21 protein-coding genes are annotated in these 23,001 nt (G+C 41.1%); 14 read left to right on the forward strand and 7 right to left on the reverse strand.

Annotated features, from left to right (window positions below; translation table 11 throughout):
- Positions 1-73 precede the first annotated feature (73 nt).
- On the forward strand, positions 74-754 hold the full coding sequence (locus BMX34_RS05705; protein WP_002319817.1) for an IS6-like element ISS1N family transposase: 681 nt from the start codon (positions 74-76) through the stop codon (positions 752-754).
- Between the two features lie 721 nt (positions 755-1,475).
- On the opposite strand, the gene uvrC is transcribed toward BMX34_RS05705, so the two are convergent.
- Both uvrC and BMX34_RS05715 read right to left on the reverse strand, forming a co-directional pair.
- Complete coding sequence (gene uvrC, locus BMX34_RS05710; protein WP_092571751.1) at positions 1,476-3,323, reverse strand: excinuclease ABC subunit UvrC; 1,848 nt, start codon at positions 3,321-3,323, stop codon at positions 1,476-1,478.
- Between the two features lie 2 nt (positions 3,324-3,325).
- Positions 3,326-3,628, reverse strand: coding sequence for a hypothetical protein (locus BMX34_RS05715; protein ID WP_092571753.1), 303 nt, complete (start codon positions 3,626-3,628; stop codon positions 3,326-3,328).
- Positions 3,629-3,743: 115 nt separating this feature from the next.
- On the opposite strand from BMX34_RS05715, the gene BMX34_RS05720 reads away from it, so the two are divergent.
- The 8 genes from BMX34_RS05720 to map all read left to right on the forward strand — a co-directional run bounded on the left by BMX34_RS05720 (position 3,744) and on the right by map (position 12,803).
- Positions 3,744-5,441 carry a M3 family oligoendopeptidase gene (locus BMX34_RS05720; RefSeq protein WP_092571755.1) on the forward strand — a complete coding sequence of 566 codons (1,698 nt, stop codon included), beginning with the start codon at positions 3,744-3,746 and terminating at the stop codon, positions 5,439-5,441.
- Positions 5,442-5,636: 195 nt separating this feature from the next.
- Entirely contained in the window at positions 5,637-6,659 is a 1,023-nt protein-coding gene (locus BMX34_RS05725) for a Gfo/Idh/MocA family protein (RefSeq protein ID WP_092571757.1), read from the forward strand.
- Position 6,660: 1 nt separating this feature from the next.
- On the forward strand, positions 6,661-7,962 hold the full coding sequence (locus tag BMX34_RS05730; RefSeq protein ID WP_092571759.1) for a DEAD/DEAH box helicase: 1,302 nt from the start codon (positions 6,661-6,663) through the stop codon (positions 7,960-7,962).
- 81 nt (positions 7,963-8,043) lie between these two features.
- Positions 8,044-9,189, forward strand: coding sequence for a glycosyltransferase family 4 protein (locus BMX34_RS05735; RefSeq protein ID WP_092571761.1), 1,146 nt, complete (start codon positions 8,044-8,046; stop codon positions 9,187-9,189).
- A 273-nt stretch (positions 9,190-9,462) separates the two neighbouring features.
- Complete coding sequence (gene gorA / locus BMX34_RS05740) at positions 9,463-10,812, forward strand: glutathione-disulfide reductase (protein ID WP_092571763.1); 1,350 nt, start codon at positions 9,463-9,465, stop codon at positions 10,810-10,812.
- An 83-nt stretch (positions 10,813-10,895) separates the two neighbouring features.
- Positions 10,896-11,135 (forward strand): GlsB/YeaQ/YmgE family stress response membrane protein, encoded by a 240-nt coding sequence (locus tag BMX34_RS05745; RefSeq protein ID WP_092571765.1) that lies wholly within the window; start codon positions 10,896-10,898, stop codon positions 11,133-11,135.
- Positions 11,136-11,264: 129 nt separating this feature from the next.
- A complete protein-coding gene (locus BMX34_RS05750) occupies positions 11,265-12,035 on the forward strand; it encodes an acyl-ACP thioesterase domain-containing protein (RefSeq protein ID WP_092571767.1) in 771 nt (256 codons plus the stop codon).
- Positions 12,036-12,041: 6 nt separating this feature from the next.
- Entirely contained in the window at positions 12,042-12,803 is a 762-nt protein-coding gene (gene map, locus BMX34_RS05755) for a type I methionyl aminopeptidase (RefSeq protein ID WP_092571770.1), read from the forward strand.
- Between the two features lie 156 nt (positions 12,804-12,959).
- On the opposite strand, the gene galU is transcribed toward map, so the two are convergent.
- The 5 genes from galU to BMX34_RS05780 are packed head-to-tail and all read right to left on the reverse strand — an operon-like array spanning position 12,960 to position 16,975.
- Positions 12,960-13,838, reverse strand: a complete 879-nt coding sequence (gene galU / locus BMX34_RS05760; protein ID WP_092571772.1) for a UTP--glucose-1-phosphate uridylyltransferase GalU — start codon at positions 13,836-13,838, stop codon at positions 12,960-12,962.
- Positions 13,831-14,958 (reverse strand): glycosyltransferase family 4 protein, encoded by a 1,128-nt coding sequence (locus tag BMX34_RS05765; RefSeq protein ID WP_092571775.1) that lies wholly within the window; start codon positions 14,956-14,958, stop codon positions 13,831-13,833. Before BMX34_RS05765 ends, galU begins: the two co-directional genes overlap by 8 nt.
- An 18-nt stretch (positions 14,959-14,976) precedes the next feature.
- Positions 14,977-15,240 (reverse strand): hypothetical protein, encoded by a 264-nt coding sequence (locus BMX34_RS05770; RefSeq protein ID WP_092571777.1) that lies wholly within the window; start codon positions 15,238-15,240, stop codon positions 14,977-14,979.
- A gap of 22 nt (positions 15,241-15,262) precedes the next feature.
- The gene (locus BMX34_RS05775; protein WP_092571779.1) at positions 15,263-16,501 is read right to left on the reverse strand and encodes an aminopeptidase; all 1,239 of its coding nucleotides are present in this window, start codon (positions 16,499-16,501) and stop codon (positions 15,263-15,265) included.
- A 27-nt stretch (positions 16,502-16,528) separates the two neighbouring features.
- A complete protein-coding gene (locus tag BMX34_RS05780) occupies positions 16,529-16,975 on the reverse strand; it encodes a flavodoxin (RefSeq protein ID WP_092571781.1) in 447 nt (148 codons plus the stop codon).
- 210 nt (positions 16,976-17,185) lie between these two features.
- Between BMX34_RS05780 and galE the strand changes: the two genes are divergently transcribed.
- The 5 genes from galE (at position 17,186) to BMX34_RS05805 (ending at position 22,986) form a co-directional block, all read left to right on the forward strand.
- On the forward strand, positions 17,186-18,205 hold the full coding sequence (gene galE / locus BMX34_RS05785) for a UDP-glucose 4-epimerase GalE (protein WP_092571783.1): 1,020 nt from the start codon (positions 17,186-17,188) through the stop codon (positions 18,203-18,205).
- 11 nt (positions 18,206-18,216) lie between these two features.
- Entirely contained in the window at positions 18,217-19,044 is an 828-nt protein-coding gene (locus tag BMX34_RS05790) for an LCP family protein (RefSeq protein ID WP_092571784.1), read from the forward strand.
- A gap of 13 nt (positions 19,045-19,057) precedes the next feature.
- On the forward strand, positions 19,058-20,224 hold the full coding sequence (locus BMX34_RS05795; RefSeq protein ID WP_092571786.1) for a nucleotide sugar dehydrogenase: 1,167 nt from the start codon (positions 19,058-19,060) through the stop codon (positions 20,222-20,224).
- Between the two features lie 171 nt (positions 20,225-20,395).
- Positions 20,396-21,547: a glycosyltransferase gene (locus tag BMX34_RS05800; RefSeq protein WP_092571788.1), complete on the forward strand. Its 1,152-nt coding sequence runs from the start codon at positions 20,396-20,398 to the stop codon at positions 21,545-21,547.
- A gap of 17 nt (positions 21,548-21,564) precedes the next feature.
- Positions 21,565-22,986 carry a lipopolysaccharide biosynthesis protein gene (locus BMX34_RS05805; protein WP_092571790.1) on the forward strand — a complete coding sequence of 474 codons (1,422 nt, stop codon included), beginning with the start codon at positions 21,565-21,567 and terminating at the stop codon, positions 22,984-22,986.
- Positions 22,987-23,001 lie beyond the last annotated feature (15 nt).

Below are 23,001 nucleotides of genomic sequence, written 5' to 3' on the forward strand. Positions count from 1 at the left end.
GGTTCTGTTGCAAAGTTTTCCAAAAAATCTATTTTAGTGTAAAATTGAGAAAAAAGACAGAGAGGACAGAGTAATGAATCATTTTAAAGGCAAACAATTCAAAAAAGACGTCATTATTGTCGCTGTTGGTTACTACCTGCGTTACAATCTAAGCTATCGTGAAGTTCAGGAATTGTTATATGATCGTGGAATAAATGTTTGTCATACTACGATTTATCGTTGGGTGCAAGAGTACAGCAAAGTCCTCTATTATCTTTGGAAGAAGAAAAATAGACAATCCTTCTATTCATGGAAAATGGACGAAACCTATATCAAAATTAAGGGACGTTGGCATTATCTTTATCGTGCAATTGATGCGGACGGCTTAACCTTAGATATCTGGTTACGAAAGAAACGGGATACGCAAGCAGCCTATGCTTTCTTAAAACGACTCCATAAACAGTTTGGTGAGCCGAAAGCAATTGTGACCGATAAAGCACCTTCTCTTGGCTCCGCCTTTAGAAAGTTACAGAGTGTGGGTTTATATACTAAGACAGAGCACCGAACTGTGAAGTATCTTAACAATTTAATAGAACAAGACCATCGACCTATTAAACGACGAAATAAATTTTATCAAAGTCTCCGTACAGCCTCTTCCACGATTAAGGGCATGGAGACCATTCGAGGAATATATAAAAAGAACCGAAGAAATGGAACGCTCTTCGGCTTTTCGGTGTCTACTGAAATCAAGGTATTAATGGGAATAACAGCCTAAGATATTTGGAGTTCAGAGAGGGCGCGTTTGATTTTCAAACTTCGCAACAGAACCAAACCTAGTTCTATACACGGAGATAAAGATCTACGAATCAGCATGCTTTACCCACAACAGTCCCTTGAAGTTGTCAATTATTGGGAGGTGAGGCCTAAAGTAAGTCTGTAGCTTATAGAATAAGCGGAATGCCCAATAATTAAAAGCACATCAAGAGGGTATTTAACAGTTTATTTTATTGTTTATCTAGAAGATTTCAAAAAATACCGGTCGCTATTTCTGGCCAAAGATAAAATTGAATCCAAGTACTCGCAAGCCAAAGAAAATCCACGTAGCGTACAAGCTCTTGCCGATGAATCGGTTAGAGCTTATCTAGTGGATTTAGTCCGGAAAAGGTTGTGCTTTGAAGGACGACATAAGCTAGGTCAGAGTATTGATGTTAAATTATAGACCAAGCATATATATGAAAAGAATAATGTTACATTTTATCTATAACGTTTTACACGACTTAGACATAAACACGGAGATAAAAAATCAACGGATCAGCATACTTTACCCACATCAGTCCCTTGAAGCCTATGGCTTTTAGGGACTGAGTCGTAAAGTAAGTTTGTAGCTTATAGAATAAGCGAAAGACGGTGCCCATTGATTTGAAATCCCGTGTTTAAAATGCCTAAGTCGTGTATTATATGATATTAGTCAATATGAATGAATTGTTACTAATATTTTACGATTTTTCTTTGCTTTGGTCTTCTTGCAAATGCTCAAGAATCCGAGCGGCTGTTGGTCGTGGAATCCCCAGACTTGCAATCTCCTCGATTTCGGCTTCTTTAATTCGCTTCAATGTTTTAAAGTGTTTGAGCAATTTGGTCCGGGTCTTCGGTCCAACACCAGGAATTTCTTCAATACGCGATCCAAATTGGGATTTACTGCGAACATGGCGGTGATAAGAAATGGCATAGCGATGGACTTCCTCTTGAATTCGTTGTAAAAGAAAGAAACCTTGACTACGATGGTCCAGATCAACCAGTTCTTCACGATAGCCATCCAATAGGGCGGCCGTTTTGTGCTTATCATCTTTGACCATGCCGGCTACTGGAATTGATAAGCCAAGTTCATTCTCTAAAACATCGCGTGCAGCCCGGGTTTCAATAATTCCCCCGTCCATTAAAATTAAATCAGGCAAGGGTTTATTTTCTTGCAATAAACGGACATAACGGCGACGGATGACCTCTTGAGTGGCAGCGAATTCGTTAGCCCCTTCAAAGGTTTTGATTTTGAACTTGCGATAATTTTTACGTTCAGGTCGACCGTTGCGATAGACAACCATGCCAGAGACATTATTACTGCCGGAGATATTGGAGTGGTCGAAGGCTTCGATATATACGGGTTCCGGAATATCTAGCGCATTCGCTAGATCAGCAATGGCTCCCTTGGTTTTATTTTCTTTCATAGTCATGAGCCGGAATTTCTCATCTAATGCCAGCTTGCTATTCTTTTCAGCGAGTTCTAAGATGCTTCGTTTTTTTCCTCTTAAGGGTGTAGTTACAGGTAAGTCCAAGAAATCATGCAAAACTTCATGATCGACATCACTCGGAACTAGAATTGCCTTAGGTTTGAGTTCTTGACCTTCTTGGTAGAAACGAGCTATGTAAGTCGTAACTTCATCTTCTGGACTACCATATGAAGGAAAGATGGTCGCCTTGCGTTTTAAGATGGATCCTTGGCGTAACATAAAGACTTGAATGGAAATCCAACCGCGATTGAGATAATAGTTGAAGACATCCATATTGTCATAATCTTGACTCATGATGGTTTGTCGTTCCACCGTCGTTTCGATGTAGTTAATCTGATCACGGTAGTCGGCGGCCATTTCAAAGTCGAGATTCTTTGCTGCCATTTGCATTTTGTCTTTAAGCTGGTTTTTGATACTGGCGGTATCGCCATTGAAAAATTGTTTAATCTTATTAATTTGTTCTTGGTATTGTTCGACGGATATTTCATGATCACAGCAACCGATACATTGGCCGATATGATAGTAGAAGCAGGCTCGCTTTTCATTTTTTGGACAACGACGTAGGGGATAGGCCCGGTGCAGGACTTGTTGGGTTGTTGTCGCTGCATAGACATTGGGGAAGGGACCAAAATAAATTCCCCCATCTTTCTTCACATCATTGGTAATGATTAATTGGGGATCGCGTTCTTTGGTAATCTTTAAGTAGGGATACATGGTCCCATTTTTTAATTTAATATTGTAATGGGGTTTATATTCTTGAATGAGATTAATTTCTAGGATCAGAGCTTCTTTGTTACTATTGGTCACAATGGTTTCGAAGTGATCAATTTCAGAAACCAATTTTGTGGTTTTACTGTCATGGGCCCCACGGAAATACGAGCGTACTCGATTTTTTAAGTTTTTGGCCTTACCGACATAGATAATTTCATCCTTGGCATTGCGCATAATATAACAGCCAGGTAAATCGGGCAAGAGTTTCAACTTGGCTTCGATCCGATCACGAACGGCTGCTTGATGAGCTAATTCTTCGTTGGTAATGGAAACAGGTTTCTTCGCCATGTTTAGTCCTCCTTTCGATGGGGATAGTGTAGATGGCTAGGTAAATCAGGGCGTTGGTTGCTATGGCTTTTAGCATTTAAATATTTCTCAATAATGAATTGCTGCTTATGATTATAATGACCGAAGATGGCCACTTGGTCTCCTTCTTGAACATCTAGTAAGAAACTCAGTGCTTTGCGGCCAATCAAGGCATTGATCGTTTCCTGATTTGAAAGGGCTAGTTTAACATGTACCAAAGGATTTTGCTGGGTTGGAATCAGCTTCAGTTGGCATACTCGACCCTGGTAACTATATTTTTCTTGCATCAAACCCCTTCTTTCAAGAATACCTTTAAGCTACCCTACATTTTATCACAAATATAAGTAATTTTCTTCTGACTTATGCTATACTGAATGAAGTATATTAGAAAGAAGTGAGAAGATGAAATTTTCTGAATTTCCTTACCGCCGCCCTGATTTAGAGGCTGTCAAGGCGGACTTTGATCAACATATTGAACAAATTAAGCAGGCAAACCAAGCCAAAGACATTAAGAATGCCATTAAAAATATCCAAGATTTACAGACGATGATTGAAACCCAAGCAACTCTGGCTTCAATTCGTAATTCAATTGATACCCGAGATGCTTTCTACGAAGAAGAGATGGCTTTCTGGGATGAACATCTACCTATTATTCAAGAATGGGTTACGAGTTATTATAAAGCAGTTCTCGACTTAGCAAATCTTGAAGACTATGCCGAATTATTCCCAGCAACCTTGGTCAAAATGGCGGAAAATTCTATCCGGGTCTTTGATTCTAAAATTATCCCACTCTTACAACAAGAGAATAAGTTGACCACTGAATATGACAAACTGATTGCCTCGGCTGCCATTGAGTATAAGGGTCAAACTTACAATATTCCTGGCCTAGGTAAGTTTATGCAGTCGACGGACCGCCAAGAGCGTCAAACGGTGAATGAACTCTTAGCTCAATTCTTTGCCGATCATGAAGAGGACTTTGACCGAATTTATGATGAATTGGTGAAAGTCCGCAATCAAATGGCTTTAGATTTAGGCTTTAAAGACTTCACTGAGATGGGCTATGCGCGTATGAATCGCTTGGATTATAATCGCTCTGATGTAGAGGTATATCGTCAGGAAGTTCTTAAATATGTAGTACCCGTAGCTCAAGCATACTATCAACGTCAACAAGAACGTTTGGGTCTGAGTGAATTGAAATATTATGACTTACCAATTGAATTTGAAGATGGCAATGCCACCCCGGAAGGCACTCCTGAAGAAATCCTTGATGCTGCGATTAAGATGTATTCTGAACTTTCACCAGAAACCAGCGAATTTATCGATTTCATGGTTAAGCATCGCTTAATGGATTTAGTGACTAAGCCAGGGAAGCGGGCAGGTGGTTATTGTACCTATATGCCTGATTTTAATTCTCCATTTATCTTCTCAAACTTTAATGGAACCTCTGGGGACGTCGATGTTTTAACGCATGAAGCGGGTCATGCTTTTCAGGTTTATGAAAGTCGCTGGATTTCTGCTCCGGAAATTGTCTTTCCAACTTATGAGTCTTGTGAGATTCATTCAATGAGTATGGAATTCTTCGCTTGGCCATGGATGGAATTATTCTTCGGCGACCAAACTGATAAATATAAATACGCCCATCTAGGGGGGGCCATTACTTTCCTACCTTATGGTGTCTTGGTCGATCATTTCCAACATGAAGTTTACGAACATCCACAATGGACACCTGCTGAGCGGAAACAACGTTGGCGTGAGTTAGAACAAATGTACTTGCCATGGAAAGATTGTGATGGCAATGATTTCTTTGAACGGGGTGGTTTCTGGTTCAAACAAGGTCATATCTTCTCTTCACCATTTTACTATATTGATTATACTTTAGCCCAAATGTGTGCCTTACAATTCTGGCAACGAAATCATGTGGAAGAAGATGCCAGTGCCTGGTCTGATTATTTGGAATTATGCCAGGTTGGCGGTACCAAGTCATTCTTGGAATTAGTAGCCTTGGGTCATTTGAAGTCACCCTTTGAAACCGATAGTTTGAAACACTTAGCCGCCGATGTAGACCAATACTTACTTGTAGCCAGTCAGAATTTAGAGTAAGATGAATTTATAAACAGTTTAGTCTTTGCTAGGAACAAAATCATAGAGAGCATAAGTTGGGTAGAATAATGAGTGTCAATCCTCCTTGGTGATCGCTAGCAGAAGCATGCACCTCTTTACAATGAATCAGGGTAAATAGGTGGATGCTTTTTTGACTGAATATGAATGATAATACGAGAGTGAGGAAAGAAAGCTATGTTAAATATCGGAACCATTGGCAGTTCTTGGATTACTGAGAAATTTATTCAAGCTATTCAGTTATCCAATACCTTCCATCTTAAGGCGGTATATTCTCGGTCTATTGATAATGGTCGGGATATCGCCGAGGTTTATCAAGCGGATTATTATACTGATGAGTTGAATAATCTTATCTTTGATCCAGAGGTCGATGTCATATACATTGCCAGTCCTAATGCCTTACATTTCCCGCAAGCGATGAAGGCGATCAAAGCCGGCAAACATTGTATCATTGAGAAACCTATGTTTACCAGTGTGGATGAATGGCATCAGGCGATGGATATGGCTGACAAAATGGGTGTACTGGTCTTTGAAGCGGCGAAGCATGTCCATAATCGAAACTATAAGCGGATGAAACAGATTATCCAGCATAAATTGAAAGATGCTGAACAACCTTTCTTGGGGGCGAACCTTAATTTAGGCAAATATAACGACCAATATGTTCAATATTTGGCGGCCAAAGACCAGCCAGACTTACTACCCAATGTCTTTAATCCAGCAATGAAAACGGGGAATTTGATGGATTTGGGGGTCTATCCAATTTATCTGGTGGTTGACTTATTTGGCATGCCCGAGAGCCTAAGTTATCGACCAATTCGGGGGCATAATGGGGTTGATCTCTTGGGGACGATTCGATTAGACTATACTGGTTTCCAGATTAATATTTTCTGTTCCATGGTTTCTCATTCAATTCTGCCCAGCGAATTTTACTTTGATGATGAGACGATTCTGGTCTATGAATTAAGCAAGATTTCCCAGGTGGAATTAATTGATTGTGCTGGCGCATCAGCAAATCTGGTCGCTTATACGCCAGAGAATCAATTATATGATGAAGCGGTAGCCTTTTGCGAAATGTTGCGAGATAAAGATAAGATTGAAGGTCAGGTGCGCTATGAATCTTACAAGCAACTTAGTCTGCAAGTGACTCAGGTGATGGAATTGTTAAGACAATCCATGGGACGCAATAGTCAGCGAGGTTAAGATGGAAAGACAAGAGAAATTAATGGCGATTCAAGAACGCTGGCAGGAAAAAGGATATCAAAAGATGACGCCGATTCAAGCTCTGGCCCGCCCGGCGATTCTGTCCGGACAGTCGGTCTATCTCCAGGCGGCGACCGGTTCCGGTAAAACCCTGGCCTATCTTTTACCTTTGATGCAAAGCGTGGAAGCTAACCAACAACTACAATTATTGATTCTAGCTCCTAGCCAGGAATTAGCCTTGCAGATTGCCAAGGTTGGCCGAGATTGGGCCGACATCTTTGGCTTAAAGATTCAAGAGCTGGTAGGTGGCGTCAATTTAAAACGACAAATGGAAGCCTTAAAACATAAAGCTGAAATTATGGTGGCGACCCCAGGTCGTTTGCTACAAATTTTAGAACAAAGTCGGAAGATCAAGCCTCATTCTATTAAATTTTTGGTCTTGGATGAAGCCGACTTTCTGATTAGTCAGGAACATCGGGCCGATCTGTTGGAACTACATCGACGTTTACCCTTGGGTTTACAATTTGTCTTGGTCTCGGCCACAGTTGATCAGGACTTATTGGCTGAATTTCAAAAGGAGACCCAAGAAATTCAGTTAATCCAAGCTCAAGGGGATACATCGCAAGTACAACATCATTATATAATCTGTCATCAGCGGAAGAAATTTGATGCTCTCAGACGATTAGCCCATCTGCCTGGGATGAAAGCTCTTGTCTTTGTGAAACACATTGACGAGATTGATCGAGCTTTTGATTATCTGAGTGAACAAGGTATTGCGTGTCTGCGTTTATATAGTCAGCTTCACTCGACTGAACGTAAAGCAGCCTTGAATCAAGTCCATCAAGGAAACTTTACATTCCTCTTAACCACGGATTTAGCCAGTCGAGGTCTAGATATCGCGGAGATTCCTTTTGTGATTCATTTTGATTTAGCGACAGACTTAGCAACTTACCTTCATCGTTCTGGACGGACGGGTCGGATGGGACAGCCAGGTCAGGTGCTTTCATTAGTGAATGAGCAGGAAGCCCGTGATTTACAAAACATCCTTCAACCAGCAAAGATTGATTTGATTGAATCTATAATTTACCAAGGTCAACTGAGTAGAGCTGCGATAAACAGTGATCCAAAAGATAAAGGGGAAACAGATACGAATAAATCGCAGCCGGTTAAGAAATTAAAGCGGTCTCCTCGGCAAGAGTCAGCACCTCCGGCTCCTCAAAAGTCCAAAAGAAAGAAAGAACGTCATAAAGATCGAAAAAATAAAGGCAAACCAAGAAAAAAAGATAAGGCGAGTGAGGGCTAGAATCTTTACAAAAACTTTACAATGAATTTACATTGAAGGCCTATAATTAAAGTTGAGTAGATAAGGAAGTGGAGGATTGTTATGCGTATTCTTATAGCTACAGAGACTTTTTATCCGGCAACTGATGGAATTTGTACCCGCTTAGCTCATTTTGTCGTTGATTTCAAGAAACGAGGCCATGAAGTCCTAGTCCTATCCCCTGATTTAGGTATTACAGAATATCAAGGTGTTCCAGTTAAGGGCTTGGATACGATTAAATTCCCTTTTTATGGGACCCGGCCTTGGGGCTTACCCAACCGACAGATTCGTCAGATTATTGAAGAATTCAATCCGGATATTGTCCACGCAGTCAATCCATTCTCACTAGCAACTTCAGCTGTACATTATGCGACCAAACTAAATATTCCCTTATTGACTTCCTACCATACCCATATGCCTGATTATTTGGATTACTATAATATGGGTCTGTTAAAGCCAGTTCTTTGGGAATATATCCGCCTGTGGCATAAGCAAGCTGATTATAATATTACCGTGTCAAAGAGCTTATTAGAAGAGCTCGAAGAACATGGGATTGAGACCCAGGCCGTGCTACCTCGTGGACTAGATTTGAGTGGTCGTCATCCTAAATACTTTGATTCGAAACTCTATGAAGAGTTGACCTTTCATATGAATCATCAAAAATTATTGGTCTATGTTGGCCGCTTAGCCTCAGAAAAAGGTCTTCGCCAGTTAAAGAATATTTTTAACCATCGGGATGATATTTGTTTAGCTTTTGTTGGGGATGGCCCTGAGCGAGAAGAATTACAGACCTACTTTGCCGGGACCAAGACAACTTTCCTTGGCTTTAAATATGGGGAAGAATTATCCAGAGCCTTTGCTACCGGTGATGCCTTTATATTCCCGTCAGTTTCTGAAACCTTCGGCTTAGTCATTTCCGAAGCGATGGCTTCCGGCTTACCAGTAATTGCTGCTGAAAGCCAACCAACCTTGGAACAAATTAAACCGATGGAGACAGGGATTACTTTCGAGAACAACAATGAAACTAGCCTGATGGAAGCTCTTAAGGTCTTGGACCAACCCTTACTTCTTCAGAAATTTAAGTTAGCAGGTCGGCGAGCGGTGGAAGGCTATACTTGGGAGAATGCCAGTCAAACCTTGTTAGAATACTACCAACGAGCCATCGACCTTCATGATCAAGCTGACCAAAGATATCAAGCGATTATTTAGTAGGGTTAGTAACACTGGACTCTCATTGCATCGAATTCTGTTCAAATCAACATGATTCAGCGTCAATCAAGCAATTCAAGAGACTTAGTAGTTCATTATTCGGCTATTAGGTCTCTTTTTGATTTTAATGTAAATAATCTTAATTTGAGCAGTTGTCATTCTTTAACGAAATTGTTTCTCCAGTAGATAAATCCGGTCAAAAAATCCTTCTATTAGCGATTTCAGCTTAATTGGGTTAAACTAATAAAGACTTATAAGATTGGAGGCCTTACTATGAAAAAATATGATTTGATCGTCCTTGGTGGAGGGAGCGGAGGCATTGCTTCTGCCAATCGGGCCGGTATGTACGGGGCCAATGTCGCTGTAATAGAGGGCAAGGACCTAGGTGGAACATGTGTGAACCGAGGTTGTGTGCCAAAGAAAATTGGTTGGTATGCCAGTCAAATTGCTGAAGCCAGTCAGATTCTAGGCCCTGAATATGGTTTCGATATCAAGGTCGCTGGTTTTGATTATGAGAAATTTCGAACCAGTCGCGATGCCTATATTCAACGTTCCCGAGATTCATATCTGAATCAATTTGAAAAGAACGGGGTCGAATATATTTCGGCTTATGGTCAATTTGTTGATGACCATACGATTGAGGCCGATGGCGAACTCTATCAGGCGGATCACATCATTATTGCGACCGGGGGGCGTCCGGCACCATTGGACTTACCCGGAAGTGACTTACTGGAGAATTCAGATGATGTCTTCGAATGGAATCAACTCCCCAAATCAATCGCCTTCCTTGGGGCTGGATATGTCGCGGTAGAATTAGCACAAATGTATCAAGCCTTAGGCGTTGAAACTCATTTGGTAATTCGCCACGACCGTCCTTTAAGAAGCTTCGATCAAATGCTCTCAGATAATTTGGTCAAGCATATGGAAGCGTCTAACTTGCATCTGCACAAGAATTTGAGCTTTGATGGCTTTCAAAAGACCTCTGATGGACGCATTGATTGTCTGAAAGACGGTCAGGTTCTACTCACTGTCGACAAAGCGGTGGCCGCTGTTGGTCGGGTTCCCAATACCGAAAACTTAGGACTCGACAAGACCAGTATAGAGCTAGATGATCAAGGATATATCAAAATCGATGATAGTCATCAAACAACCGCTAAAGGGGTCTATGCAGTCGGCGACGTGAGTGGCAAGATAGCCTTGACACCGGTAGCTATCCGAGCTGGTCGTCAAGTCGCTGAATTTCTCTTTAATCAGGCTGAAAGCTCGGCCATCGATTATCAGAATATTCCGACCGTGATTTTCGCCCATCCAGCGATTGGTACGATTGGTTACAGCGAATCAGAGGCTAAAGAGAAATTTGGTTCAGACCAGATTAAAGTATATCAAAGTCGCTTCTTCTCAATGTACCATTCTGCAGGGAATCACCGTCAGGCCTGTGATTTCAAATTGGTCTGTTTAGGGGAAGAAGAGAAGGTCATCGGTATGCATGGGATTGGTTATGGTGTTGATGAGATGATCCAAGGCTTTGGTGTAGCCATCAAGATGGGAGCAACAAAATCTCAATGGGATGCTATTATTGCCATCCATCCAACCGGGTCTGAAGAATTTGTGACAATGCGCTAGTGTATATTGTTTGCCTGTAATTTCAGATAGGCTTATAATTAAGACAGTATAAGAATTCCTTTTACTAGAAAGAGGTGAAACAAATGATCTGGTCACTTATTGTAGGTGGAGTTTTAGGATGGCTTGCTGGTTTGATTATGGGTAAAGATATCCCAGGTGGAATTATTGGTAATATTATTGCAGGATTCCTAGGATCATGGGTTGGTAACCAATTTTTTGCCGGTTTCGGACCTGAAGTTGGAGGATTCTATATTGTTCCAACCATACTAGGTGCAATTATATTAATTGCCGTAATTTCGTTTATTCTGAAACGTACCCGCTAGTTACTAGCTAATCGGGATTAAAAATAGTGGAGAGATGATTCAGTCTCTTCACTATTATTTTGTTTAAGCAGTTTATGCCTTATGATGAAGTTATGCAAAGACACAAGTAATTGAATAGGGAGCGATAACATGTCTTTCAATGTACAGGATGGGATTTACCAAGCAAGATATCAACAAGCCACTTCTTTGAATGCCCAGGAACAGATTATGGTTCTATTAGAGAATGTGCTTAAGACTTCGGTAGACCATGATCAGATTTTCCGCCGCGATTTAGACCAGCATTTGTTTAACGAAAAGTATTCCATTTGGGTCATTACTCAATATCATTTGCGTTTGTACCAGTTTCCCAAAATCAATCAGACCTACACAATTGATACACGGGTGGTGCAATTAAATAGTTTTTTTGTTGCACGCTATTTCCGGGTCATCCAAGACGACCAAGTTTGTGCGGAAATTCATATTCAATTTGTCGGAATTGATTTTAAAGAGCGCAATGTCGTTCGGCTCGATACGGATAAATTTATTCAGGCAGATTTGATTGATTGGGACCAACAATATAAATTTAGAAAAATTAAATTACCTCAAGGACTTGAAGATGGCCCTAGTCTGGCGTATGCTATTAAGATGAGTGATATTGATGAAAATCAACATGTAAATAATTTAGTCTACATCCGTTGGTGTCTTGAAGCGATGAAGCAGCTGAATATAGATTGGCAGTTACCTTTAATGGTCAATGTGAAGTATGGTCAGGAAATCTTGCCACAAGCGCAGATATTAATCTATGCTGACACCAATGTCCAAGACGATCAAAAAAAGACCAGCTTTAAAATAAAAAATCTAACGACTGGAGATGAAGCCAGTCGCTTAGAATTTGAATGGGAGCTATCAGAGAAGGAGTAATATAAGATGATCACACTTAAGTCAGACAGAGAAATCGCCCTTATGAAAGAATCAGGTGCTATCCTGGCCGGGATTCACCGGGAGTTGAGAGACTTTATCAAGGTTGGGGTGACCACGGCAGAAATTGATCGTTTCGTTCAAGATAAGATTGAAAGTCAAGATGCTGTGGCTGCTCAAATTGGCTACGAAGGCTATCAATTTGCCACTTGCACCAGTGTCAATGATGAAATCTGCCATGGTTTCCCATCTTCTTACGCTTTGAAAGCTGGAGACATTGTCAAAGTTGATTTCTGTGTCGATTTGGACGGAGCGATTTCAGATTCTTGTTGGTGCTATGCAGTCGGGCAGATTGATCCGGAACATCAACGCTTAATGGATGTGACCCGAAAAGCCCTAGAATTAGGCATTGAACAAGCTCAAGTGGGGAATCGGGTCGGCGATATTGGCCATGCTATTCAGACCTATGTTGAAGCTCAAGGATTTGGCGTCGTGCGTGATTTCGTCGGTCATGGGATTGGTCCAACGATACATGAAGGGCCGATGGTACCTCATTATGGTGAAGCTGGTAAAGGCCAACGCTTAAAAGAAGGCATGACTATCACCATAGAGCCGATGATTACTACCGGGACTTGGCGGATGAAGATGGATGATAATGGTTGGACAGCCCGGACTCGTGATGGGGGTTATTGTGCCCAATATGAACATTCTCTAGTCATTACCAAAGATGGCCCCGTCTTGCTGACCGATCAAGAAGAGATTGTTAGCTAAGTTTAAAACGTAAATAAGTATATGCCTATAGCTTGAGGTGTCATCCTGGCTATAGGCGTTTTTTATGGTTGTAATATAAATAAGAGGAGGCTTTAGAAAGTAACCCTCCTCTTATTATGCACTGTATTGACAAAGCGTCCCAATTATTAAAGTGGGTTAAGCTAGGAAATCATCCGTCAGTTTAATAATGTAATCTTTGAGTTGGTCCTTGATTTGTGGATGATTAAGCCCATATTCAATACTCATTTCAAGGAATCCAAGTTTATTGCCAACATCGTAACGTCGACCGGTGAACTCTTTGGCAAAGACTCTTTGGGTCTTATTCAAGCGGTCAATCGCATCGGTAAGTTGGATTTCACCACCTGCTCCTGGACTTTGGGTTTCTAAAAGTTCAAAAATCTCAGGGGTTAGTAGGTAACGCCCAATAATGGCTAGATTGCTTGGTGCGTCTTCGGGTTTTGGTTTTTCAACAAAATAATTGACATTGTGAATGCCGGGAGCAAATTCGCCTTCAGGAGCTACAATCCCGTATTTTGAAGTGTCTTCATGAGGAACTACCATCACCGCAATGGCCGAAGCGTGGGTTTGATCATACACATTCATTAATTGCTTGGTTAAAGGCACAGGGCTGGCCATAATGTCATCACCAAGCATGACAATAAATGGTTCATTACCGACAAAAGCTTTGGCTTGAAGGACGGCATGTCCTAATCCTTTGGGGTAGGATTGGCGAACAAAGAATAGATTGATATCGGTTGTTTCTTTAACTAAGGCTAAAAGTTCTTCTTGAGCCTTCAAATTTAGGAACTCCTCTAATTCAATATTTGAATCGAAATGATCTTCAATCGTTCGCTTGGACTTTCCCGTTACAATCAGAATATCTTCAATACCTGAAGCCATCGCTTCCTCCACAATAAATTGAATGGTGGGTTTATCAACGATGGGTAGCATCTCTTTGGCCATAGCCTTGGTAGCAGGTAGAAAACGAGTACCTAAACCAGCAGCGGGTATCACTGCTTTTCTAACTTTAGTCAAGGGAATCCTCCTTTAATATTGCTTGGTAGATGTTTAAATATTGCTGTTGAATTTGATCCCAGTCAAATTGTCGGCTGGCAACGATGCCTGCTTGACTCAGCTGGTGATAATGGTCTTCGATATATTTAATCGCATCGATAAAACCATCTGTATCATTGCGATCAACGCTGACGCCCACCTGGTAATTAGGAAAGTAACTATCAAAGCCTTGCCCTTTAGTATAAATCAAGGGGAGTCCTTGACTCATGGCCTCAACATAGACTAAGCCGAAAGTTTCAGGAGCGGAGAGCAAGGCAAAGAGATCCATCTCCCGATAGAGTTGGCTGAGTTCTTCTTTGGCTTTGGGCCCATGATAGTGAACCAAGGGGTGGGCTTGTAACTCTGCGACAATTTTAGGGTTCCAATCGGGTCCGACGATATGGAGCTCAGCAGGTCCCAAAGCATCGTTGTATGCTTGAACCATGGCTGCCAGTTGAGGGAAGCGTTTCAGACCCATAATTTTGCCCGTAGAAACTATTTTAAGCGGTTGCTGTAGAGGCAGGTTTCTAGCCTGTCCTTGTTGTTGATGCCAGAAAGCATCAATGCCATTAGGAATGACCTGACTCTTACCTTGCAATTCCGCCCGCAATTTCTCTGGAATATATTTATCATACAAGATTTGTTCGGTATTCTTGGAAATAAAGATGATTTGATTGGCTTCCTGAAGAATCTTAATTCCCATTGATCTCAGCCAAGGCATTCGCCCGAAGAAGGTATTGATATCTGTATTTCGTACTGCCACCAAATAAGCTAGGCCAAACCGTTGCTTCAATTGATAGGCCAACCAACCATTAGAAAAAAGCGAATGGGCATGGACTAAATCAAACTCTGAGAATTGATACTGACCTAATAAGTCTTTGAGAATTTTATAGTGTTTCAAATGGAAGAAGAGTCGATCGACTTGGTTATAGACTCGAACACAACGACTATAAACTCCTGAGACGGCCAAGCGTTCTTGAGGAAATTGGCGGGCAATTGGGACATAAACATCAATATCTAGCCCTTGATCAACTTGACGGTTGTATAATTGCGCATACAAAGGCGTCGTTGAAAAATATGAGTTGATATGTAATAGCTTCATTTAATCTCGTCCCCAGTCTCAAGCTTCACTTTCAATCTGTTCTTCTAATTCTTTCACGCGTTCTTCTAGGCTTTCAATACGTTGGTCCATTTCTTCAATCGACCCGCTCGGAGTTTCAGGAACGGTATTGGAAAAATACATAAAAGTTGCTAGGGCAACAAAAAGTAAGATAATTAAGACCACAATATAAAACCATCCGCTTCGGTCAAAGCGTTCGTCCATTTGGCCGAGTTGTTTACTGATTTCTTGCTCAAGAGCAATTTTTTTCTCCTTATCATTCATGAAATCTCTCCTTTATTTAACATTAAATAGCCCATTCTCCTTTGCGGAAGATTGGCACACGGCTACCGTCTTCGCGGATACCGTCAATATCCATTTCTGCATTCCCCACCATAAAGTCAACATGGACATTTGACCGATTTAAGCCGGCTTCTTTTAATTCCTCAGCTGACATCTTCGTTCCCCCTTGCAAGTTTGAAGGATAAGCTTGTCCGACGGCAATATGGTTAGATGCATTCTCGTCGAAGAGGGTATTAAAGAAAGTTAGGCCAGATTGCGAAATAGGTGAGCGATGCGCTACTAGAGCGACTTCTCCTAGAGATTTAGATCCTTCGTTGTCAAAGACTAAATTACGAATTGTATCTTGACCTTCGTCAGCAGTAACATCAACGATTTCACCGTCTTTAAAAGTAAAGGTCATGCCGTCGATAACAGTTCCACCATAGGCCAGTGGCTTAGACGAACGAATTACACCATCAGCGCGGCGGAAATCTGGAGCGGTAAAGACTTCTTCAGTAGGCATATTGGCAATAAAGACTTCATCTGCCTCATTATGGCTCCCAGCAGATTCCCAAATATGATTCTTAGGTAAACCAATCGTCAGGTCGGTGCCAGGTGCTTGGTAATGAAGGGCGTCAAATTGGTTATCATTCAAGAATTTTGCTTTTTCTTGCAAACGAGCTTCATGTTCATCCCAAGCCTTGATTGGATCATCTTCATAGACCCGAGCGGTCTTAAAGATTTGGTCCCAAAGGGCATCCACTTGAGCTTCTTCACTTTCTAAGTCAGGGAAGACCAGTTTGGCCCATTCTTTACCAGCTCCAGCGGCCACAATCCAAGAGACCACATTGGCTTGGGTAGCATTGCGGACAAATTCTAAGGCCTTAGAATTGGCTAAGTTTACCGCAGAAATCTTCTTCGCATCGATCCCTTTTAAGGCATTTGGGTTAGCTGAACGTAGGGCAATGCGTTTGGCTCTTTTTTCCAATAGATCTTCGGCTTCGTCCACTTTATATTGAGGAATATCGGTTAAATCCTCAGTGGCCATATGTTCAAAATTGAGGCGGGTAATGTCATCGTCAACCCATTTAATGACCACTTCTTTGGCCCCAGCTTGGTAGGCACTCTTAGTCAATAAACGAACAAGCGGAGCAATTTCAATATCGGCGTTAATCTGTACATAATCATCTTTCTTAACACTGAGACCTTTATGAATAATTAAATCTGCATATTTAGCGAGTAATTGATCAAAATTCTTTAACATTTTGTTTTCCCACTTTCTAATTTTAATTTAGTCTAAATGTTGGACAATATCAGCTACTAAACGTTGCAACTCTGCTTCATCCTCTTCTTCAGGATATAGATTAACTTTCACTCCAGGGCCGCCTTGGGTGGCACCCGCTTGGTCAAAGGCTGCTTCGAAATCATCAACCGCTGAGCAAAAGACCGGATAGAAATCGTCACCTGAGCCAAAGACTCCATAAATTTTGCCTGACAGATCTAATTGACTGAGATCTTCATGGAAATCTTCCATCTCATCCGGTAACACGCCATCGACGCCATAGGTGTAGGAACCCACCATCACGATGTCAAAGTCGAGGAAATCTTCGGCTTCAGCATCCATGACTTCATAGATGGTTACATTAATCCCATGTTCTTCTAAGGCATCTGCGACGATATCGACGCAGGCTTCGGTATTGCCAGTTAAACTGGTATAAATAATTAAAGCTTCACTCATCCGCACCATCCTCAGTAAATAAATTAATTCTAATGTATTATACCAAAAGATAAGAAAGACTTAAATTGAATTCCTTTAAATCTTAACATAGTGATTTTATATCTATAGGGGGGCTCAGAAACTTATTGAGTTTTATTCGAATTTCTCTCGGACGGTCAACAGATTATGCTATAATGATTCGGAAGCAAATAAAACCGAGGAGGTCCAACAATGTCTATCTTAGTTACTGGAGGAGCGGGCTATATCGGCAGTCATACCGTGATTGAATTAATCCAAGCCGGTTATCAACCCATCATTGTTGATGATTATTCAAACAGTTCTCCCGAAGTTATCCAACGAATTGAACAAATAACAAATTATAAAGTACCCACTTATACGATTAATATTTTAGATCGGCAAGCACTGGCCGCTGTGTTCCAAGCACATCAGATTGAAGCAGTTATTCATTTTGCTGCTTTCAAGGCGGTTGGTGAGTCTGTTGCTCAGCCCTTGAAGTATTATCATAACAATATTAGCGGAACCATAAATCTTTTAGAAGTCATGCAAGAATATCAGGTCAAGCAGATTGTCTTCTCATCTTCTGCTACCGTCTATGGTCAGAATCATCCATCACCCTTAAAAGAATCTTTGCCAGTGGGCCAAGCGACCAATCCTTATGGTTATAGCAAAATTGTGATGGAGCAAATTCTTTTGGATCTGGCGAAAGCCGATCCTGACTGGCAGATTACCATTCTGCGTTACTTTAATCCGATTGGCGCCCATGAATCTGGCCTGATTGGTGAAGACCCCCAAGGCATTCCTAATAATTTGATGCCTTATGTCAGTCAAGTAGCTATTGGTCAATTACCATACTTGTCGGTATATGGCAATGACTATCCGACAGCAGATGGAACGGGTGTGCGTGACTATATCCATGTCGTTGACTTAGGTCAAGGTCATGTCCGTGCCCTAGATCAATTAAAAAATCAAAAAGGGGTCGCCATCTATAATTTAGGCACCGGCCTGGGTTACAGTGTGTTAGAACTGATCCGCACCTTTGCGAAGGTGAATCAGGTTGAAGTCCCTTATCAAATCGTCGAGCGACGACCTGGGGATGTGGCCGTTTCTTATGCCGATCCTACTTTGGCTGAAAAGGAGCTTAAATGGAAAGCCGAGCGTGGACTGGAGGAGATGTGCCGAGACTCATGGAACTGGCAGCAGAAGAATCCCAAAGGTTATCAAGCTGAATAGGGGGTATTAGGGTGAAACCCAAGACATTCTATTCTTTCGAATCTTCAACCGCTTCATCAAAGAAACGGGCTCGTTGGTTAGCCTTTTTATTTATCTTAATGGTAGCTTTAGTCATGGTATATTTTTTCTTGTCGATGCGCTACCATCAAAGTGAACGCGCCTATATAAATGCTTATGTAGATGATAACTTGTCCTTCCAGCGACAAGGTTCTACGCTTGAATCTGGGATTAATATTCTTTTGCTTGGCCTTGATTATCCAGATGAAGGTCGGCTAGAAGCTAAATCAATCACGAGTTTAGCGATTGCCAATTTGTCAGCTAAAGAAATCAAGGTTAAGTTGCTGGATCCAGAGCGATTAGACTTAGCTCAGGATGATTTTTCCTCGTTAGATTCCACAAGTTTTGAACAGATTGGCAGTCAAGTTAGCCAATTAAGCCAAGAAGCGATTGATTATTATTGGTTAGTAGATTACGATCAGTTAGCTGAGTTGGTTGATCAATTTCCGGGACAACGGTTTCAATTCGACCACGATTACCACCTCGATCGGATTATGGTGCAAGCAGGGAGCTCTGAAACGCTCACTAAGCGCCAGATGCATCATATTCTAGCTAAGAGTGAAATCGAAAGTCAGATGGATTGGAATCAGCGACAGATTAATATTTGGATGCAATACTTGCATAATTGGTCGCTGGCTCTCTTCTCCAATGATTTTGAGGCCTGGTCACAAGCTTTATATGGAACTGTGCAGACAAACATGCCGTTCGCCTTATGGATTAAATTTGTCAGTTATCAATATTTTTTAAATCAATTTGAAATTACCTTATATACCAGTATTTAGAGCGGAGGAAATTATGAAAATCGCTGTCGTCGGTGTGGGTTATGTGGGTCTTTCAAACGCGGTGCTCTTATCCCAACATCATCAAGTTACTGCCATAGATATTAATGAAGAAATTGTTGCTTCCTTAAATCGGCAGGAATCCCATATTAAAGACCCAGATATTGAAAGATATTTAATAGAAAAAGACCTTCATTTAACTGCCACAATCCAGGGGGATCAAGCTTTTGCTGAAGCGGATTATGTGATTATTGCCACCCCTACCAACTATGATGAAGAAACGAATTATTTCGATACGTCATCTGTCGATGGAGTCATTGAACAAGTGATTCAAAAATATCCACAAACCACAATTATCATCAAATCAACCATACCTGTCGGGTATACGGCAAAACAACGCCAAAAATATCAAACAGATCGGATTATATTCTCGCCCGAATTCTTGCGTGAAGGACGAGCTTTATACGATAATCTACATCCTAGCCGGATTATTGTTGGGGACCATTCAGCGGCGGCTAAAAACTTCGCCAATTTATTATTAGAAGGGGCCGACGAAGAAGATGTGCCTGTTTTATTTATGAACTCGACCGAAGCTGAAGCAGTCAAGCTTTTTGCCAATACTTATTTGGCCATGCGGGTTGCTTTCTTTAATGAATTAGACACCTATGCTGAAGTTAGAGGTTTGGATACAGAATCGATTATTCGAGGCATTGGCTTAGATCGACGGATTGGTAATCATTATAACAATCCATCCTTTGGTTATGGGGGTTATTGTTTACCTAAGGATACCAAGCAACTGCTGGCAAACTTTGAAGGGGTACCGAATAACTTGGTCGAAGCCATCGTTCATTCCAATGCTACGCGTAAAGACTTCATTGCGCAAGCCGTGGCCGAACGTGGACCAAAGACGGTGGGTGTATATCGGTTGACGATGAAACAAGATTCTGATAATTTCCGTGAATCAGCTATTCAGGGAGTTATGGAACGATTGAAGGCTAGAGGGGTTGAGATAATTATTTACGAACCAACCTTGACTAGTAAATCCTTCCATGGTTACCAAGTTATGAACGATTTGACCGAATTCAAAAAGCAATCTGATTTAATCTTAAGTAATCGCTATTCAGCGGAATTAAGTGATGTAGCTGATAAAGTATATAGTCGTGATCTCTTTCACGAAAATTAATTAACAATCACGAATATAATAAATTGTTTAAACAGATATTCTCTGGGAATAATTTATGAAATATTCGTGATTATTCTCATTTATTCTGGTTATTTTCTTCAATTTAAGCCATAATAGACCAATATTCTGGCTGTTCATAATAATAGGGTTAGTACAAGGAGTGAAAGGCTGATGGAGCCGAAACGCACCGTAAAGACCTTGCGGGTCTTACATATCATGTCCAGTTATGGTGGAGGAATCTCCACCTTTATTCAAAATATTGCGAGTCAAGTTCATGCTTTTAATATTCAATTCGATGTGGTGACCTATTCAGAGGTTCCTGATAGCTTTCGCCAGCAGATTCAACATACCGGCGGCGATGTCTATCAATTGAAGAATCCTAAGAAAGAAGGCTGGCGTAGTTTTAAACATTCTTATACGCGGGTTCTTGAACTTTATCCTTATGATGTGATTCATTGTCATATTGCAGGCTATCGGGCTGGCGTTTATAAAATATTAGCTCGGCCTTATGGTGTGAAACGTTTTTATATTCATGCCCATCATATTTTAGATGATTCAGATCGCCGGATAAGTAAACAAATGAGTGTCCAAGTCAATCAACAGATTAATCGCTACTTATCTGATGGCTATCTAGGGTGCTCGACTTTAGCTATTAAATCACTTTTTGGCTATTCGATTCCTAGTCAACAGATGATGCGGATCCCTAATAGTATTGATCCCACCGATTTTCTCTATGATCCTGATGACTACCGCACCTTGCGTCTAGAAGGCAGAACAAATTTGGGAGCTCAGCAAGACGATTTACTTTTTGGTCAAATAGGTCGATTAGACCCGATAAAGAACCATCGGCTTACCCTAGATATTGCCCAATATATGAAAGAACATCATTTGCCCGGACGTTTTTTGATTGTGGGGCAAGGTGAACTGATGCATGAATTGCAAGCTGAAGTTCAACAAAGGGGGCTAGACCAACAGGTCAGTCTTTTAGGAAGGATTTCACCGATTGCGCCATTCTTCCCGGTTATTGATGCCTTAATCTTTCCTTCCTTACGTGAGGGGCTAGGAACGGTAGCCATTGAAAGTCAAGCGGCGGGTGTTCCAGTGGTTATGTCTTTTAATCTACCTGCCGAGACCGATTTAGGCCTTGAACGGGTAAAAAGAGTTAAATTGGATCAAGCGCCAGCGGTTTGGTACGAAGCTTTAGTAGCTATGTCAAAATTACAGCGGATTCCGCCACAAACCCGTTTGCAGGCCATTCAAGGGAATCAATATACCAATAAAGAAGCGGCCCGGCTATATAATCGCTATCTAAGAGAAAGTTAAGTACAGAGGAGTGTGACATGAAACAATTTATTAAGCGGCTCTTTGGCTTTTCATTAGGGCCCGTTTTAGGAGCCATTCTGTCCTTAATTCAGGTGCCCATTTTTTCGAGTTTAATGCCGGTTGAGGAGATTGGCAATGCCAATAGTTTTCAATTATTACTGGTAAATATTCCTAACTTTATTTATCTAGGTTTGGATCAATCATTCTCGCGAGAATATCATCTTTATAAAGATAAACGGAAATTAATGCAACAAGCGACACTGGTGCCTTTTGCTGTTGGTTTGGTTTTGTTTGCGATTTTTATTATTTTTGCTCGGCCAATCTCAAGCTGGTTGTTTAAAGACCCATCCTACTATTATTTGGTTTACTTTGCGGGCTTCTGGGTCTTATCGACGGTCGTTGAACGCTTTGTGTTAATGACTATTCGAATGGAAGAGAAAGCTTTCGAGTACTCTTTTTATAGTCTCTTATTAAAAGTTGGCTCTTTCGTTGTTTCCTTACTGTTAATTTTTATGGGCATGCGTGATTTTACCCTGATTGTCTATGGGTTAATCTTTGGACAACTGTTAGCCGATCTTTGTCTATACATTCGTTATTGGCATCTTTTAGATTTACGGCATTTCTCAGTCGATCAAGCTATTATCAGTCAGATGTTGAAATTTGGCTTGCCGATCATGATATCAACGTCAGTCGCTTCAATTTTAAATATGATGGATACTAGTTTCCTTACCAGTGTCTCAACCCTATATGATCGGGGAGTCTATACCCATGCAGCTAAGATTGCGAGTATGTTTGGGATTCTAAAGACCGCATTTGCTAGCTTTTGGGTCCCGACAGCTTTTCGTTGGTATAAGGAAGAAAAACCATTAAAGAATTATCAATTTATTTCGGATGCCTTATTATTGGTTTTGACCGTGATATTCTTTGCCTTGCTCTTCTTAAAAGAACCAATTATCTGGCTACTTTCGAGCGGGAAGACTGATTATCTAGAATCAACCTATGTGCTTGGATTACTTTGTTTCCCACATATTATGTATACCTTGTCAGAGACGACAACTTTAGGCATCTCATTCTCACGCAAGACCTACTATAATATCTTTGTTTCGTTACTAGCCTTGGTGCCGAGCTTTTTCTTGAACTTACTTCTAACCCCAAGTTGGGGATATCGAGGTGCTGCTTTAGCTTCAACCATGGCTTACATTGTATTTTATCTGGCACGGACTTATTTCTCCCGTAAGACTGGGTTCTATTTCCCGCAGAAGAAACAGGTCTTGGTAACCTTAATGATGTTATTAGCGGCTTTGTTGAATGCTTTTCCGCTCGCTTGGACGACGCTCGGGACGATAATTCTAGCTGTCTTAGCTTTGTTAATTCAATTTACAACCTATCAGACTATTTTTGCGATTAAAGATAATCCAAAGGATTGGGATTTTAATTAAGAAGGAGGGGATATT

The organism is Ignavigranum ruoffiae (assembly GCF_900110675.1).
Taxonomy (GTDB): Bacteria; Bacillota; Bacilli; order Lactobacillales; family Aerococcaceae; genus Ignavigranum; species Ignavigranum ruoffiae.